The sequence below is a fragment of the Lysinibacillus telephonicus genome (genome assembly GCF_003966145.1).
GTDB classification, from domain to species: Bacteria; Bacillota; Bacilli; order Bacillales_A; family Planococcaceae; genus Ureibacillus; species Ureibacillus telephonicus.
The window spans coordinates 1-16,794 of record NZ_RXNR01000041.1 but is presented as its reverse complement, the minus strand read 5'-3'; the positions used below and the strand labels follow the sequence as shown (position 1 = coordinate 16,794).

Annotated in this window: 17 protein-coding genes; 6 read left to right on the top strand and 11 right to left on the bottom strand. The window is 32.5% G+C overall.

Going from position 1 to position 16,794, the window contains the following annotated elements:
- Positions 1-1,369 precede the first annotated feature (1,369 nt).
- The gene (locus tag EKG35_RS13695; protein WP_126295114.1) at positions 1,370-2,374 is read left to right on the top strand and encodes a nucleoid-associated protein; all 1,005 of its coding nucleotides are present in this window, start codon (positions 1,370-1,372) and stop codon (positions 2,372-2,374) included.
- Positions 2,375-2,470: 96 nt separating this feature from the next.
- Here the strand turns inward: EKG35_RS13695 and EKG35_RS13690 are convergent, their stop codons facing one another.
- A complete protein-coding gene (locus EKG35_RS13690) occupies positions 2,471-3,058 on the bottom strand; it encodes a TetR/AcrR family transcriptional regulator (RefSeq protein ID WP_126295113.1) in 588 nt (195 codons plus the stop codon).
- Positions 3,059-3,285: 227 nt separating this feature from the next.
- On the opposite strand from EKG35_RS13690, the gene EKG35_RS13685 reads away from it, so the two are divergent.
- Positions 3,286-4,395 (top strand): NAD(P)-dependent alcohol dehydrogenase, encoded by a 1,110-nt coding sequence (locus EKG35_RS13685; protein WP_126295112.1) that lies wholly within the window; start codon positions 3,286-3,288, stop codon positions 4,393-4,395.
- Between the two features lie 690 nt (positions 4,396-5,085).
- Positions 5,086-5,487, top strand: coding sequence for a glucosamine 6-phosphate synthetase (locus EKG35_RS13680; protein WP_126295111.1), 402 nt, complete (start codon positions 5,086-5,088; stop codon positions 5,485-5,487).
- A gap of 52 nt (positions 5,488-5,539) precedes the next feature.
- On the opposite strand, the gene EKG35_RS13675 is transcribed toward EKG35_RS13680, so the two are convergent.
- The 3 genes from EKG35_RS13675 to EKG35_RS13665 form a co-directional block, all read right to left on the bottom strand.
- A complete protein-coding gene (locus tag EKG35_RS13675; protein ID WP_126295110.1) occupies positions 5,540-6,337 on the bottom strand; it encodes a hypothetical protein in 798 nt (265 codons plus the stop codon).
- A gap of 139 nt (positions 6,338-6,476) precedes the next feature.
- Positions 6,477-8,153 carry an HD-GYP domain-containing protein gene (locus tag EKG35_RS13670; RefSeq protein ID WP_126295109.1) on the bottom strand — a complete coding sequence of 559 codons (1,677 nt, stop codon included), beginning with the start codon at positions 8,151-8,153 and terminating at the stop codon, positions 6,477-6,479.
- Between the two features lie 44 nt (positions 8,154-8,197).
- Positions 8,198-8,395: a helix-turn-helix transcriptional regulator gene (locus tag EKG35_RS13665; protein WP_126295108.1), complete on the bottom strand. Its 198-nt coding sequence runs from the start codon at positions 8,393-8,395 to the stop codon at positions 8,198-8,200.
- Between the two features lie 141 nt (positions 8,396-8,536).
- Here EKG35_RS13665 and EKG35_RS13660 point away from each other — a divergent pair, with 141 nt between their 5' ends.
- Complete coding sequence (locus EKG35_RS13660; RefSeq protein ID WP_126295107.1) at positions 8,537-9,151, top strand: LexA family protein; 615 nt, start codon at positions 8,537-8,539, stop codon at positions 9,149-9,151.
- Positions 9,152-9,229: 78 nt separating this feature from the next.
- Here the strand turns inward: EKG35_RS13660 and EKG35_RS13655 are convergent, their stop codons facing one another.
- The 7 genes from EKG35_RS13655 to rpmG form a co-directional block, all read right to left on the bottom strand.
- The gene (locus EKG35_RS13655) at positions 9,230-10,408 is read right to left on the bottom strand and encodes a GTP-binding protein (protein WP_126295106.1); all 1,179 of its coding nucleotides are present in this window, start codon (positions 10,406-10,408) and stop codon (positions 9,230-9,232) included.
- The gene (locus EKG35_RS13650) at positions 10,401-11,210 is read right to left on the bottom strand and encodes a metal ABC transporter permease (RefSeq protein WP_126295129.1); all 810 of its coding nucleotides are present in this window, start codon (positions 11,208-11,210) and stop codon (positions 10,401-10,403) included. The genes EKG35_RS13655 and EKG35_RS13650 overlap by 8 nt, the downstream gene beginning before the upstream one ends.
- Before the next feature lie 5 nt (positions 11,211-11,215).
- Positions 11,216-11,860 (bottom strand): metal ABC transporter ATP-binding protein, encoded by a 645-nt coding sequence (locus EKG35_RS13645; protein WP_126295105.1) that lies wholly within the window; start codon positions 11,858-11,860, stop codon positions 11,216-11,218.
- A 14-nt stretch (positions 11,861-11,874) separates the two neighbouring features.
- Positions 11,875-12,984 (bottom strand): metal ABC transporter substrate-binding protein, encoded by a 1,110-nt coding sequence (locus EKG35_RS13640; RefSeq protein WP_126295104.1) that lies wholly within the window; start codon positions 12,982-12,984, stop codon positions 11,875-11,877.
- Positions 12,985-13,008: 24 nt separating this feature from the next.
- Complete coding sequence (locus tag EKG35_RS13635; protein WP_126295102.1) at positions 13,009-13,947, bottom strand: CobW family GTP-binding protein; 939 nt, start codon at positions 13,945-13,947, stop codon at positions 13,009-13,011.
- Positions 13,932-15,125, bottom strand: a complete 1,194-nt coding sequence (locus tag EKG35_RS13630) for a GTP-binding protein (RefSeq protein WP_126295100.1) — start codon at positions 15,123-15,125, stop codon at positions 13,932-13,934. Before EKG35_RS13630 ends, EKG35_RS13635 begins: the two co-directional genes overlap by 16 nt.
- A 61-nt stretch (positions 15,126-15,186) precedes the next feature.
- Positions 15,187-15,336, bottom strand: a complete 150-nt coding sequence (gene rpmG / locus EKG35_RS13625; RefSeq protein ID WP_126295099.1) for a 50S ribosomal protein L33 — start codon at positions 15,334-15,336, stop codon at positions 15,187-15,189.
- A 244-nt stretch (positions 15,337-15,580) separates the two neighbouring features.
- Here rpmG and EKG35_RS13620 point away from each other — a divergent pair, with 244 nt between their 5' ends.
- The gene (locus EKG35_RS13620) at positions 15,581-16,474 is read left to right on the top strand and encodes a DMT family transporter (RefSeq protein WP_126295097.1); all 894 of its coding nucleotides are present in this window, start codon (positions 15,581-15,583) and stop codon (positions 16,472-16,474) included.
- A 157-nt stretch (positions 16,475-16,631) separates the two neighbouring features.
- Positions 16,632-16,794, top strand: a 163-nt coding sequence (locus tag EKG35_RS21635; RefSeq protein ID WP_148103495.1) for a helix-turn-helix domain-containing protein, incomplete at its 3' end; no start/stop codon positions are given.

Here is a 16,794-nt window from a genome sequence, read left to right as displayed (position 1 = left end):
TCGTTCAGAAAAACCTATGATTGCATTTCTGTCTGCTACATAAGAGTAGTAAATTTCAATCCATCCGGAGAAATTACAGTGTTGTCGGCAGCGCCAGTAATGTTGCTTCAACTTTGACTGTTTCGTCAGCATTAATACGGTAGAGATAGATTTTGTTTACTCCCGTATGTAAAAACATTCTCTTTTCAGATATTAGACATTGCTTGAATATCTTTAAGAGGAAGCGTGCCTTAGAATTATTCCGGGTTTTTTCTATCATATTAATTATTTTCTGCCAAGCTAAACCATAGGAGTTAGTATTAAGCCTTAAGCAGCTATGTTTCACCCCCTTCAAAGCTCTTTGATTAGATAAGTACTAGTAACAAAGTTTCCAAACAAAAATTTTCCCTTAAATAAGAAAATTCAAAAAACTGAAGTCGAAGGTGTATCCCCTTCTCTAAAGTTTTCATAGCACTTATCCATAACGAATTATCTACCTTGATAGTGTTGATTGATTAGTATATTATCCACCTGAATATGTACAAATTTATTTCTCTTCAGTTCGACTATTACCTAACTTTCGTGATTCATCAGCCATACAATCTATCAAAAATAAAAGTAGATATATCGTAGCAACGATCACAGACTTTCAATAAAAAATCCTCACCCCCTTTCAATTGTGAAAATATTAAAAATACTTTAGTCCCTAAAAACCCCATAACAGGAACATAACTTTTGAATCATTAATTTGTTAAAAAAATAGGTAATTATACACTGTCTATAAAAAAGAATGGATGCTGTCATCAAATTATATTTATAACAAAACATGTATAATTAATATTTCTTATAATAGTATTTTTATATAAAGGAAAACAAGATATTTTTGTCCTAATTTTACAAAATAATGCAATAATACACATTGTTTTACAGAAAAATGTACTTGACAATCTTCTTCAAGCCACATGTACAACAGTTTAAATAAATCAATTTAAATTATAATTAAACCGGTTTGATCAATTTTAACCAAAGTGGATAAATTGAGGAAAATTACCCAATTTATAATTTTATATCATATTTAGATTGGAATTAAATTACATCTATTTGGTTCTAAAAGTATAAATTTCATTATTTTGGTAGAGGTTATGTTTTCTTATAAAAATTAATAGGGTTTAACCAGCAAGTATTAGGAGATATTTACTAAATCTATCTAACTTTTTGGAAACAAACATTGTAAAAATAATTACCTTGAAAATTCCCCAAAAATATGAATGAAATGAATTATAAAAGAAATCGTTTTGTGGAAATTTTTACGAGAAGAAAATACATGAAAATATGCTGAAGTATATGATATGGTAAATTATCTACAACTAATGATTTGAAGGTGAAGTTTATGCTAGAAGTAAGTGAAAGTAAATTAGGGCAATATGTCGTTCATTATGTAAGCGATACGCTTGTTTTGGGAGAGGAATCTTTTTCTCGCCCCGAAGTCATGCTGGAAGCAGCCTTTACTCAATTAGCTTTTAATAAAATTGATTGGGATCAGCAATACGAATTCTTTCACGAGACAAATATTGGATTAAATGAAGTATATACATATGTGAAATCTATTTTTGATTCTGAAAATAGTTTTCTTGAACAGTCGAAAAATATCGCTACCCATTTACATAGTGCATCCCAACACCCGAATATTAAAAACGGTGAACTATTTATTGGATTATTCGAAAACTGTTCAATGGCAACAGAGGTAAAAAAGGTTATTGCTATTGTGAAAATTGATGAAAAAGAAATGTTTTTAGATGTAAGAAATGAACAAAACAAAATGATTGTGAGTGGCATCGACGGCATCAATGTTAAAAAAATCAATAATATGGCCGTTATCGTAGATATGGGGGCAGACGCATCCCCTCAAGTCTATATTAAAACAAAAAGAAAAGAAGATATTGTCTACTGGCAGGAGCGTTTTTTAAAGGTTAAAGTAGCGGATGAACATTATCATAAAACGAATTTAGCATTAACAGAATGTAAAAAATATATTTTGAAAGAGGAAAGTTTTACAAACACTGAAAAGTTAGGACTATTAAACAAAACACTCGATTATTTTCGAAATGAAGAAGAATTCCAAGTAAGTGACTATATCGACACAGTATTCGAAAAGGTAGATCCGGCACAGAAAGACATCATTGTTAATTCGGTAAAGCCTTATGAAACAGTCATTTCCGACAGTGCAATTGAAAAGGCTGAAAAAAATTATAAACGCAAAATAAAACTTGATTCAAATATTGAAATTCAAGTAAATGTCCGTGATATAGAGCAAGTAGATGAACTTATTGAAGTTGGCTATGATGAAGCAACAAATAGAAAGTTTTATAAAATCTATTTCCAAGAAGAACTGTAATAAGCAGATGATAAAATCCCACATCCATTGTACAGGTGTGGGATTTAAATGTGTAAATTTTTGGATATATCATACTTCAACATAATATTACTCTTCTCAAATTTGTGTCATCAATGAAGATTGATAATGCAATAAATTTATAATTCTTCTAGCCATTTCAGATGGAGAAGCATCATAACCCGCGCGAATCCATTCTAAAATAAACCCGTAAATTCCATATGCACGATAATGTATAAAATATGGTGCATTAATTTCAGAAGCTTTCTCTCCTAAGAAATACATTCGGTTGTGGAAAATATCTTTTAACTCATCCAATAATGCTGTCTGCATACCTGGGACAGCATCATCGATTACTAACAAATCATAGTAACTACGATTTTCTTTAATATAATGAAACACATCTGTTCCATCTGGTTTCATAACTCTTAAATCTAAAACTGGATTATCCCTCACAGGTTTACAAAACTCAAATAAAAAACGTTGCATCTCTAATTGGATAATTTCCTTTGCCAGTTCTTCTTTTCCATCATAATGTACATAAAAAGTTGTACGATTATAGTTTGCTACCTCTACAATATCTTTTACCTTTACTTTGGAATAACCTTGTTGAAGTACTAGTTGTTTAAACGTAGTTCGCAACGTTTCTTTAGTCCGTTCGATTCTGCGATCTTCTTTTCTTTCCATAAGCCCTCCCCTAAAAACAACACTTTTTAAAAAAATGTTGAAAAATAGCACAAAAAATTTTTTTTGGTGACTAACTATACATGCCCATTAAATGTGATGAAAACCTATACAAAAATGTTTTTTTAATGATTGAAGAACATTTTTTTAGTGAATAAAATGGACTCGTGTTCAATTATATCAAAGAATATAATTTACACTTCATAATAATCAAAGGGAGAGGTTATAAAATGGAAATTCAAGCAATGTTAACAACAACTGAAAAAGATTTTGAGAGAAAAACTTTACTTCTTGATGAGCCAAAAGCTGATGAAGTATTAGTAAAAATTATTGCGTCGGGTGTATGTCACACTGATGCGACAGTACTTGACCGTACATTGCCTGTTCCATATCCAGCAGTATTAGGACATGAGGGTTCTGGTATTGTTGAAAAAGTAGGAAGCAACGTAACTTCTGTACAACCTGGAGATCACGTTGTATTAGGATTCGCATATTGTGGCCACTGTGATAACTGTTTAGATGGGAATGCAGGTGGTTGTGAAAATATGATGCCGTTAAACTTCACAGGTAAAAATAAATATGGGGTTTCCCCAATTCATACAGAAGACAATGTCGAAGTATCTCAATTCTTCGGTCAATCTTCCTTCTCTTCCTATACGACTGTAGATGAGAAAAACGTTGTAAAAGTAGATAAAGATGTTGACCTACGTTACTTAGGACCATTTGGGTGCGGTATCATGACTGGTAGTGGTACTGTTTTAAATTCTTTAGCTCCTGAAGCTGGTACAAGCTTTGTCGTATTCGGTACAGGTGCAGTTGGCCTAAGCGGAATGATGGCTGCAAAAATTGCCGGCTGTTACCCAATTATCGCGGTTGATATACATGATAGCCGTCTTGAGCTAGCGAAAGAATTAGGAGCAACTCATACGATTAATAGCAGAAACGAAGATCCAGTAGAAAAAATTAAAGAAATCACTGGAAAAGGCGCTCATTACTCATTCGAAACAACAGGAGTTCCAGAAGTAACTTTATCAGCCCTTCGTTGCTTACGAGTGAAAGGCGAATGTGCAACAGTAGCAGTTGGTAAACGTGATCTAACATTCAACGTTACGAATGAGATTGTTTTAAATGCTATTACATTAAAAGGAGTAATTGAAGGAGATGCAGTACCACAATTAATTATTCCAAAATTAGTAACGTTCTATAAAAATGGGCAATTCCCTGTTGATAAATTAGTGAAATTTTACGAGTTAGATGATATTGAGAAAGCATTTGAAGATTCAAAAAATGGTTCTACCATTAAACCGATTTTAATTATTGATAAAGAATACACAGCATAACAAGATTTGAAAGGGAGATTCTAAATCTCCTTTTCATTTTGAAATCTGAGGGTAAATATGAATTTTCATGAATTAACAAGTAACTATATAAACGGAAAATCGGTTGATAGAATAAGCAATAAAGAATCTACATTAACTAATCCGTATGACAACTCCTACATTTCCCATTGAAACAATACGACTAGAGTAAGCTTACAAATTGCAAACCATTCTTATAAAAAATTGGGACAAAATTGGCCACTTTGGTAATCCATGGGTTATTGATGAATTCACTGAAACGAAGTAGGTTTTAGTTAAAGTAGAGGATCGACAATTCCCATTTAAAAATAATAAGATACAAGGAGCCGTAGCTCATCTACGGCTTTTTTAACTTTAACGAACACCATTCCCCTTACTCCTAACCTAAGAAAAAATACATGGTGCTTAAATTAACCAAACTTCTTAGTTTGAAATGTTTGGTTATGCAATCTATACAAAGCTTATTTAATTTAATTGATAAATGCAGAGCTAAGGTTTAAAACTCTCTCTATATAATAAAAGATTTATCAAACTTTGTATAAATTACATATTTCTATAAACACATTATTTTAAATAAACAACCGCCATTAAACAGTAAAAAGTCAACATTTTATAGAAAACTAGTACATAGCTTGCTATAATAAATTCACCAGGGTGAGAGGAGAATATGCAATGCAAAACGTTTCAAAGCGAACGATTTTATGGATTGTACCAGTAATTATTATCGTAATTTTTTGGTATTTTTACGGACCTAAAGAAGAAATTACAGACAACGAATACATAACTTACATAAAAGATACTTCACTCTCTGGAAATGGAGAAGCTACATTAGATGATGCATTTTCCAGCTTCTGTAATGAAGGTAAGTGGGTTTATTTTAAAACTCAAAAAAACCAAAACGTTGTAGAGTTTAAAGGTGCATGCCCTGTTGAAGGAAAAGTAAATGACATCAATTTACAGTTTGTCGTTGAAGATGATAAAACAGGATATCAAGTAGGTGTGTTGCTTTTAGATGGGGTTCAACAAACAGAAGAAGATCGCGATCAATTTTTGAATATGGTTGTAACAAACTAAAAAGAAATCGTCTCTATATATATGACTTAGAGACAATTTCTTTTTTATTTTATTACACAAGATATTTAATTGCTTTTTTCTCAATTTCACTTAATACATCATTATAGTAAATTTTACGTTCATTTGGTAATGGCTCAATAAAATAGGAAATATGTACCAACTCTGTTTTTGGGGATACCATTCTTTTGTATTCTAATTGAGAGGTTTTTCTTAAATAAATGATTGTTAATTTCTCTATATGCGGTTCATATTTCTGTATCGTTTCAGAGTTGAATACAGTATGTTCGCTTAACTTTGCATCCATCCAGTGAGATTGACTAATAATAAAGTCTGGCTCACAGCCCTTAATTCCGCAGTTATATTTGAAAAATTGGATACCCGTCTCTTCTAATATTTCCCCTACAACTTCCTCAAATTTTCTTCCCAACTCTGAATAAATCAATACTAACGGTTTCTTTCGTGGTTTCCAGTGTGCATATTTTCGAACCATATGATATTCACGGAAAAACTTTTCAGGCGTTTTAAAGTAATGAACTAGATAATCAAATAACAAAGGATGCTTTTGCAGGATATCTTCATCTGATACTTTTACTTTTTCCTTTACTAGTTCATTAATCATATCTGGAACTGTACAATTATTTAATCCTGCATTTTCAAAGATTCTTTGCATAATATAATGGCGTCCATTTAATTCCAACCAACCACGGCTAAAGGAATTATGGGAACCTACGACAACTGCAGATAACTCCACTATCTCGTCTAAAGACATTCGATTGACTTGATCTAAGCTTAACGTTAATTCTTCCGGTTTTATGTGAAGAAATCGATTATTTAAATACAAATTTTCCATTAACATTCTCCTAGTAATCTCATGGTGCTCTACATTAATTCTATCACCCTTCTAAACTTCTTCTTACACGAAATAAAAGGGAGGATTACCATTATTATCCAATTGCTATATAGAAGTCAATACCATAATTTCACCAGGTTTATCCTTGCTTATATTTATCTAGCTCTTTTTTCAATTTTACTTGTTGAAGATTTGTACAACCAAATCGGTTCAAAAATGATTCAAGATGTAGCTCTGTTAAGTGATATTTAGTTGTACATATAGAAAGGTTTATTTCCAAAGGGTCTCCTATCACAATTAAATAACTGTAAGAATCATTCTTTTTTTCTAGCTCAAGTGCCCTTCCTGGATTTGAAATTATATATGAATAGATATCATCTGAATGTAACAGCCCTTCGAATAATTTGTAGAGTGCAGGTGATTTTAAACCATTAATAATGAGCAATGCTTTGTTAGTCTTGTTACTCGACAAACGGAATTCTAGCAATGATTCATCAACTAATTTTAATAGCTTATCTCCCGATTGATGCATTTTAATTTCAGGGAAGGTGTTCTGAGATTTTAGTATTAAAAACACTTGAAAAATCGGAAGATAAATATGAGTAAACCATTCAAATTTTTGATAATATTTCTTTAATTTAGAATGGTAATTTTCCATTTGGAAATAATCTCCACTGAAAAGGAAGTCGGAGAATTTAGAAAGAAGGTCCTTCGGTGTATTTACATGGTAGGATAGTATTTTTTGAATCGTTAGACTTAAATCGATAGGCAGCATCATTTTGCGGTTATTTTTGAATAACTTCACCTTAGGCAACAACGGGTAATCTGAATTGACCTTTTCTACAATGGCTTGTGAACCATTAGACAATAAAACAACCGCATTTTCTGGATAAATTCCAATAAAATCAATAAAGCTATTTAATAATTCTCTATTATATAGATGCAAGTCATTATATAAAATATCAATAGCATGTGCCGCAGCTACTATATCTTTATAAGGTCTTCTTAGTGTAATAGTAGAGTACATATTAATAAGTTGTAAAATTTGCAGAACTTTTGGCTGCCCCTCCCTTCTTAGTCCCTCTGGATAACCAGAGCCGTCAACTCTTTCATGATGTGATTTTGCTAAATAGGCAACTTTTTCAAGCCCAATTTGTTTAAGTATTTTTTCCCCCTTCACTGTGTGCTCTTGTACAATCAAAAATTCTTTTTTTGTGAGTTTTCCCTTTTTTCTTATTAGCTCAATAGGTGTATATAATTTTCCAATGTCATGAAATAAAAAGCCTACTGCGATGTCATCAATATTTGAAATGCCTTCTTTCTTAGAAAATAAAGTACAAAGAGTAAAAACATCTATCATATGACGGTAAGTGTCCTCGTCAAAATCTTTTAACTTCAACAAATAATAAGAAAAAATCGGATTCTTCATATAGTTTAAAAATAAATTATTCACGTAGCTAATATCTTCTATATTTTTTAGAACCTTACCATAACGCGTTTCGCAACTTAGATAACCGAGTAGAATATCAAACTCCTCTTGTATTACTTTTAATCTATTTGTTAACTTCTTTTCTGAAGAAATAGCATTTGTATATGTTGCCTCAGCATCAAAAATAATCGGTTGTATTCTCTGTTTTTCAATACAAACTGATTGAATATTCCGATTTTCCAATTTGGAAATAATCCGATTTGTAAGAATAGCCCCTTTTTTTAGTAATACTTTATTTTCTACAATTAAATCTTTATATAGAATTTGCCCTTTTCTTAAATCTTTGATGGGACAATACTCAAAATTTTCATGTTTTATTATTTTCATATTACATCCCCCGGTTCAAAAAGCACTGTAATGGTGGAGAAAAATTAGGATGGAACCTTAATATTATCAATTTCAACACGATATAACTTAGCTAATGCATAAATGACAAGACCGTTGATCAAGTCACCGTTCTCCCATCTATTCACGGTTTGCACACTTACACCCAGCCTATCTGCAACATCTTGCTGCGTCATACCAATATTATTTCGTAAAGTAGAAAGCGATAATTGTACATCTTCCATCTTTTTAACACCTCCACTATCAGTATATTTAACTTAAAGTTAAAAATCAATCATATAGTTTGAAAAAATATACAATTATGTTTCTAATTATTTATTTTTTTAACTAATAGTTATATAATATTTACAATGGGGGTGAGTTGATTGAAAAGTGCTAGAGAAATACTTGGAGAAAACTTACAGAAGTTAATCGACTATAAGGGGATTGATCAATCTGAGTTGGCTGATTATCTTGGTGTCAGCAATGCTTCTGTATCTTATTGGATAAGCGGTGAAAAGTATCCTCGAATTGATAAAATTCAAAAGATTGCAGATTTTTTCAATGTACCAAAGTCTCATTTAACAGAAGAACAGCCGTCAAAAATACAACCAAATGTTATGAAAGTACCCATTCTCGGAACAATTAGAAATAGCAATCCAATTTTAGTGGAAGAAAATTTTTATGGATATAAATATGAACTGGTCGATTCTTTGCCTAACAGCAACGTATTCTATTTTCAAGCAAAAGAAGATTCGATGGAGCCAACGATCCCTAATAATAGTTTTGTACTTATAAAAGAACAGAAAGAGGTAAAAAATGGGGAAATTGCTGCAGTTCGTATAAACGGTAATTCAGAAATTACATTAAAACGGGTAAAATACCAAGGCAATGTATTATTCCTAATCCCGGATAACCCTAAATATGAACCAATTATTATTAATAAAGATAATCAAGTTACTATTCTTGGTAAAGCGATTAAGTATACATTGGACTTATAAAATCAATATCCATCTAATTTATATATTACATAAAAAACCTGAGTACACATCTAGTACTCAGGGAAAATCAATTAATTTTCAGTGAACAATAAATTTAGGAATTGGATCGCTGAATTTAGACCAATCTTCATTCATTTCAATATCAGTTAATAAACATTGGTCCAAATCATGCTCAATTTGTTCTTTGTCTAATTCGATTCCGATCCAAATAATCTCTGTCTGGCGATCTCCGTAGATAGGATCCCATCTATCTTTTAATGCAGGATCTTGACGCAATTCTATTTCTTGTTCTTCAGGTGATAGACTGGCTATCCATTCTCCGGCTCCTTGGATTTGAATAGAGGCACCAGCTTGAGAAATTATTCCCGGCATATTGCGTGTTGCTAACCAGAAGAACCCTTTAGCTCTTACTATTTCAGAAGGTAAATTTTCCAGCCATTCATACCATCTTTGGGGATGAAATGGACGCTTTCTTCGATATACAAATGAGGAAATACCATACTCCTCTGTTTCAGGTGTATGTTCTTGATTAAGTTCTTTGATCCATCCGGCACCTGTGCTTGCTTGATCGAAGTCAAATAATCTACGATTTAATAATATATTCGGAGAAATCAAGCCGTTACGAACAATATGCTGCTCGGCTGTTGGATTAATTTTAGTTAAAAATGCTTGGAATGTTTCTAAATATTCTGGTGTCACTAAATCTGCTTTTGTAATACATAGAATATTGGCAAATTCAAGCTGGTCAATTAATAAATCCGAGACATCGCGTTGGTCGTAAGGATCTTCCGTTTGACTCCGTTCTAATAATGTTTCCCCACTTTCATAGTCATGCCAGAAGCGATACGCATCAACAACGGTAATCATTGCATCCAAATAACAATGCGGTGTTAAATCAATGCCTGTTTCTTCATTAATGTAAGTAAAGGTTTGTGCCACTGGAATGGGTTCACTAATTCCTGTTGATTCAATTACGATGCCATCAATGTCACCTTGTTCAACTAACTTTTCAACTTCTATCATTAAGTCTTCGCGTAAAGTACAGCAGATGCACCCATTTGACAGCTCTACTAGTTTTTCAGTTGTTCTTGAGAAGCCTTGGTTTTCAATTAATTGCATATCTATATTAACTTCACTCATATCATTAACAATTACAGCCAGCTTCCTTCCTTCACGATTGTCCAACAAATGGTTTAAAATGGTTGTTTTTCCTGCGCCTAAATAACCGCTTAAAACGGTAACGGGGATTTTATTCATATTCCTCTCCAATTCTTTTAAAATATATTTCTTTTAATTTTTTATAAATTAATGATAATAAAATGCCAAAAACCATCCAAAGAGCAATGCTAGCCCCTGGTGGAGTACCTATTTTATAAGAACTTACTAAACCTAAGAACGTACAGACCATTGAAACGAAACTTGCAATGACAAAAACATAACGAAATCTCGTGGTAAGTTGGATGGCTATCGCAGCAGGCAGTATAATAATAGCTGAGACAAGGAGCATGCCAATCATTGGAATCATCATCGAAATAAAAAGACCAATGACTGCACTAAAAGAAAACGACAGGAGCCTTGTTGATATGCCTGCCACCTTTGCAACATCTTCATTAAAAATCATTGTATAAAGCGAACGTTTTGTTATTAAAAAATAAATGAATATTCCAACTGCTATAAATAGAAAAATATTAATCTGCTGCTGTGTAACAGTTACAATTGAACCGAATAAATATTGATCCATTGTTTTCGCACCGCTTGGACTAATTGACATTAAACAAAGTGCAATGGATAAGCCTGCAGCCATTAAAATTGCAATGGATACATCAGAATAGCTTTTAAAACGCATCCTTAAAAATTCGATAAATAATGCACCTATAACGACAATTAGGATGCTCATCCATTCAGGTTGGCTCCCTAGAACCAAACCTACCGCTACTCCTGCAAGCGCAATATGGCTTAATGTATCTGCTATAAGAGATTGTTTTCGCATAATAAGAAACACGCCTATAATTGGTGCAATAATGGCAATGAGCATGCCAGCTATTAAGGCTCGCTGCATAAAAGCTAATTCAAACAAGAATTTTTCCTTCTTTCAAGATGAATTATATTGTCGATATATGGGTTCAATTCGTTTATATGGTGAGTAATGATGACTACCGTTACATGAGGACACATAGTTTTTAAAGTTTCATAGAATATATGTCTCATCTTTTCATCCATACCTGTAGTTGGCTCGTCTAAAAATAAGATAGCTGGATTTGACATAAATGCTCTTGCCACACATGCAAGCTGTTTCTGTCCGCCAGATAGTTTTCCAATCTGCTGCTTCGCAACATTTCGTAATTCAAATTTATCTATTAATGCTTCGGCTCTCTTCATATTTTCTTTTGATATACGTTCGTACCATTTTAATGTTTCCCAGCATCCAGAAATAATGAATTCATAAACTGTACTTGGAAAGTCTTGTTCAATTGATGAAATTTGTTGAGGCACATAGCTTGCATTCAAGTTACGAGGCCAAAGCCGAATTCCTTTCCATGGCTTCAAAATCCCTATCAACAGCTTCATTGCAGTTGTTTTTGCTGCCCCATTTTCACCTGTTATCGCTACAAATTGACCTTGATCTATTGAAAATGAAAGATTCTCTATTACAATATTTTGCATGTATCCAAATGTCACGTTTTGTAAACCAATCCTAAACTCTGTCATGCTCTTTTCACCCTTTACTTCAAAGCCTCTTGCAGCACCTTTAAATTTTCTTCCATAATACTAATATAGCTTTCACCATTTTTTTCATCTTCTTCAGTTAAACCTTCTAGTGTATTAAGTACTGCAGTCTTTGCATTTAATTCGTTTGCAAGAGTTTCGGCAACTTTAGAAGATGCATTTTCTTCAAAGAAAATCGTATTAATGTTATGCTCAGTTGCAAATTCTTTTAATTCATTTAATTGCTTGGCACTTGGCTCATTATCAGGAGAAAGGCCAGCAATAGGAACTTGTTTTAATCCATAAGAATCTGCTAGATATCCAAAGGCTGCATGTTGGGTAATAATTTCCTTATTTTTTACATTAGCCAAAGTTTCATTATATGTTTGATCCAACTGTTTTAATTTTTCAACATAATTATTTTTATTTGTTTCATATACTTCTTTGTTTTCTGGATCTATTTTGATTAATTCATTTGCAATATTTTCAACTTCTTTTATGGCCATTTTAGGACTTAACCATAAATGGGGATCGAATTCGTGATAATGATCATGCTCTTCGTGTTCATGAGCTTCTCCCTCATGTTCATGTGCCTCCCCTTCATGTGTGTGTTCTCCATTTTCATGTTCATGAGCTTCTACTTCATGTGCATGCTCTTCACCTTCATGTTCATGAGCTTCTCCTTCGTGTGCATGCTCTTTATCTTCATGTTCATGCTCGTGTTCATGAACTTCTGCTGAGAAAGGAAGAAGGTCAATACCTTTAGAAGCATCAATAATAGTTAAATTTTTTGTATCTATTGTAGTCTCAATTTCATTGATCCAAGTTTCCATATTTTCATTGTTGAAAACTAGTGCATCAGCATTTTGAATTTGTTCCAGGTCTTTTGCTGAAGGTTCCCAGTCATGCGGTTCGACTGAAGAAGGAATAAGCATAGAAACATTAGCTTGATCTCCAACAATTTCTTTTGTGAATTCGTACATAGGATAAAAACTTGTTACAATTTCAAGTTTTTCTTCATCAACTGCTTTTTCATCAGTATTTACAGATTTATTTGTAGACTGACAGCCTGCAAATATTACCGACGAAGTCGTTAGTAAAGCAGCAGTAAATAAAATTTTTTTCATTTTTATCTCCTTTAATCATCATTTTTAGTTCTCTAATTTTTCTAGTTGCCTTTTTAACTTTTCAGCATTTAGATGCTCGCCTATTAGTACTAAGTTAGTTGGAAAGGCAATTTCTTGGTTTAAATACATTGGAACACCGTAAGCATATTGAAATAAGGTTGTTTTTACCGGTGTTTCCTTAAATCGAATAAAACCTTTGATTCTAAAAATGCTTAATGGTAAGGTTTGCAGCCATTGTTCAAATAGATTTTTCTCTATTGGCTTAGTGAATACATAGACTAAGTGATTGATATGCAAATGATTATGGACATGAAATTGCTGATGCTCTATTTCCCTTTCATGGCATGAAGATTGAATAGAACTTATTTCCATTCTTGCATGTGATGTTATTTGGTAATGTATATTTGGATGTAAATTCTCAATTTCTTCAATTACCTTGTTAAATGTTTGTTGTTGAATTAAATCGATTTTATTAATAAGCAGTAAATCTGCATATTTCACTTGTTCTTCCATTAAACATTGAATTGGTTTGCTATACTCTTGTCGATGACACCATCTTAAGCTATCTAGTACTGTAATAACGTTTTTAATTTCAATATCATTTGCTATGATCGGAGATAGGCAAGAATCAATAACATCAATTGGATGCGCTAATCCAGAACTTTCAATATAGATGACATCTGGTCTATTCGTTTTGTAGAGATTTAAAATTGTTCGTTCTAGTTGATCTTTACCTGAACAACAAATACATCCATTTGTAATCTCTTCTATTGGAAAATTAGGTGGAAGTAAATATCCATCAATTGAAACTTCCCCAACTTCATTCATTAAAATCGCTGCTTTCCTACCACTTTTTTGCTCCTGCTCTAAAAGATTTTTAAGTAAGGTTGTTTTACCACTTCCTAAAAATCCACTAAGTATAATAATTTCTATTTTTCGCTGCACGTTTATCTCAACTTCCAATCAAATGGGGTTTCAAAAGTTCGCCACTCTTTATCAAACTCTTCATCTGTTAAAAGGCAAGCATCTAACTGTTTTGTAATTTCATCTTTTGGCAAGTCGATGCCAATAATAACCAACTGTGTTTTACGATCACCAAATTCAGGATCCCAGCTGCCTCTTACTTCTGGATATTGAATAAATATTTGTTGTTGCTGCTCTTTTGGTAATGCTGCTACCCAATAAGATAAAGGAGAAATATTAACAGCCGAGCCAGCTTGGGAAAAGAGAATGGCGATATCATTATGTCTTGCGCTCCAAATAAATCCTTTAGAACGAACAATTTCAATCGGAATATTTTCTGCCCATTCTTTAAAGCGCTTTGGATGGAATGGTATAGTTCGTGTATAAGTAAAAGAGCTAATTCCGTATTCTTCAGTCTCAGGAGTATGATTTTCATATCCCGTCTCAAGTTCTTTTAGCCACCCTGCTGATTGTGAGACGCGATTAAAATCAAAGCTCCTAGTATTTAAAATTTCCTGTGGATTAATTTTTCCGTATGTAGTACGAATAAATTTCGCCTCTGGCTGTAATGTCCGTAATACTTTTTCAAGGCGCTCTAACTGCTCCTCAGTAATTAAGTCACACTTATTTAAAATAAGCACATCACAAAATTCAATTTGGTCAATTAATAAATCTGCTACATCTCGTTCATCTAATTCACCAACTGCCTCCTTACGATCTAACAAGCTCTCGCCAGACTGAAAATCTGTCCAAAATCGATTTGCATCTACAACTGTTACCATCGTATCCAACGTACAACTTGCGGTTAAATCTATTCCAAGTTCTTCATCAATATAAGAAAATGTTTGGGCGACAGGAATAGGTTCACTAATACCTGTTGATTCAATAACGATGTAGTCAATATTTCCCCGCTCAGCTAGTTTTTGTACCTCAATTAACAGATCTTCTCGTAAAGTACAGCAGATACAGCCATTTGATAGCTCTACGAATTTTTCTTCAGTTCGTGAAATACCACTCCCTTTTTCTACAAGCGAAGCGTCAATATTGATTTCACTCATATCATTTACAATGACTGCAACACGTAAATTTTGTTCATTTTGTAACACATAGTTTAAAATTGTAGTTTTCCCAGCACCAAGATATCCACTTAGCACAGTAACAGGAATTTTATTCGTCATTTATTGCAACCCCTTAATAGTAATCATTACGCTTTAAAAATACACAAAAAAATATCCTTGATTATTTCGTTTCACGGTGCAATGTAACTTTTTTTAAACGGGGTGAGTATTTTTTTAATTCTAAACGTTCTGGTGTATTGCGTTTATTCTTTGTTGTAATGTAATTTTTATCCCCTGTTTCTGTGCATGCTAACGTTATTTGAACTCGCATAATTTTACTCCTCCTAAATAGTAATGGTTACGATTTAAAATATTATCCCTATAATTTATCTTTGTCAACAATTTTTACAAATTATTTTTATTTCCTTGTTATTACTTTTATAGAAAAGTTTCCATTTTACCAAAAGTTTGTTATATTTGAATAAAGAGTTCTTTTTAAAAATTGGAAATATATAAATAATTAAACTCTGAAAGAGAATGTAATAGTCTTGTGGACAAAATAAGGTAGGAATGTTATGAATGTATCTGCAATAATTAAGTTAACAATCTCGATGGCAATTTTTGGTTCCATCGGCTTTTTTACAATCCATACAGGAATCCCAGCTCTTGAGCTCGTATTTATTCGCTGTATATGTGCAACTATTTTCTTAAGCAGCATATGGTATTTTACTGGTGGACATAAAAGAGAGATGTGGAATAAAAAAGAAGTATTTCAAACCTTGCTATGCGGGGTTTTTCTCGTATTAAACTGGGTGTTTTTATTTAAAGCGTTTGAAGAAATGGCTATTTCGATTACTATATCAATCTATAATCTAGCACCTATTTTTGTTTTATTATTAGGAACGTTCATTTTAAAGGAACGATTAACAATTCGAGGATTGCTTGCGACAATTATATGCTTTATCGGAAGTATTTTTATTGTTGGAATTGACAATTTCAAATCTATCGAACAATTTATGAACTCTGGTTTTATTTGGGCAATGCTGTCAGCAGTTTGTTATGCCTTAACAATGTTTACAAGTAAATCGTTGCATACATTATCTCCTTATGCGACTACATTCCTTCAAACATTTGTAGGGATTATTATACTGTTGCCATTCTGCGACTTTTCCCTTTTTGAAGGATTATCTACAATGAATTGGCTTTACATTTTAGGAACTGGTTTGATTCATACAGGCTTCGTGTATTATTTGTTCTTTGATAGCATACGAAATCTGCCAACAGTTATTGTCTCAGTTCTAACATTTGTGGATCCAGTAGTTGCTATATTGTTAGATACAGTTCTTTTAGATTTCAGGCCGACATTATTACAAACATTAGGGATTGGATTAATATTTGCTGGTATTGTATTAACTATAGTTAGCCCAAAGAGGCGCATAAAATTACAAGAAGATACTTTTGCCCAATAATAAAAATGAGCATTCAGAAAAGTTATTTTATGACGGATTGTTGACACAGGAGTCAGAAAACAAAAAGAGTTGTCCAGAATCTATACTTTGATATGCTCCCTATTAGGTAGACAGATGAAAAAATAAAAATTCATCTACCTAATAGGGGGCTTTTTTTATGACCTTTTATAAGTATCCAAAAGAATTTATGTTAAAAATCATTCAACTTTATTTATCAGGCGACTACTCATTTGAAAAACTTGGGCAAAAATTTCAAATTCATAAAAGTACCTTGAAAGAATGGTATGTAAAATATGAAGTATTTGGTGAAGCGGTTTTTG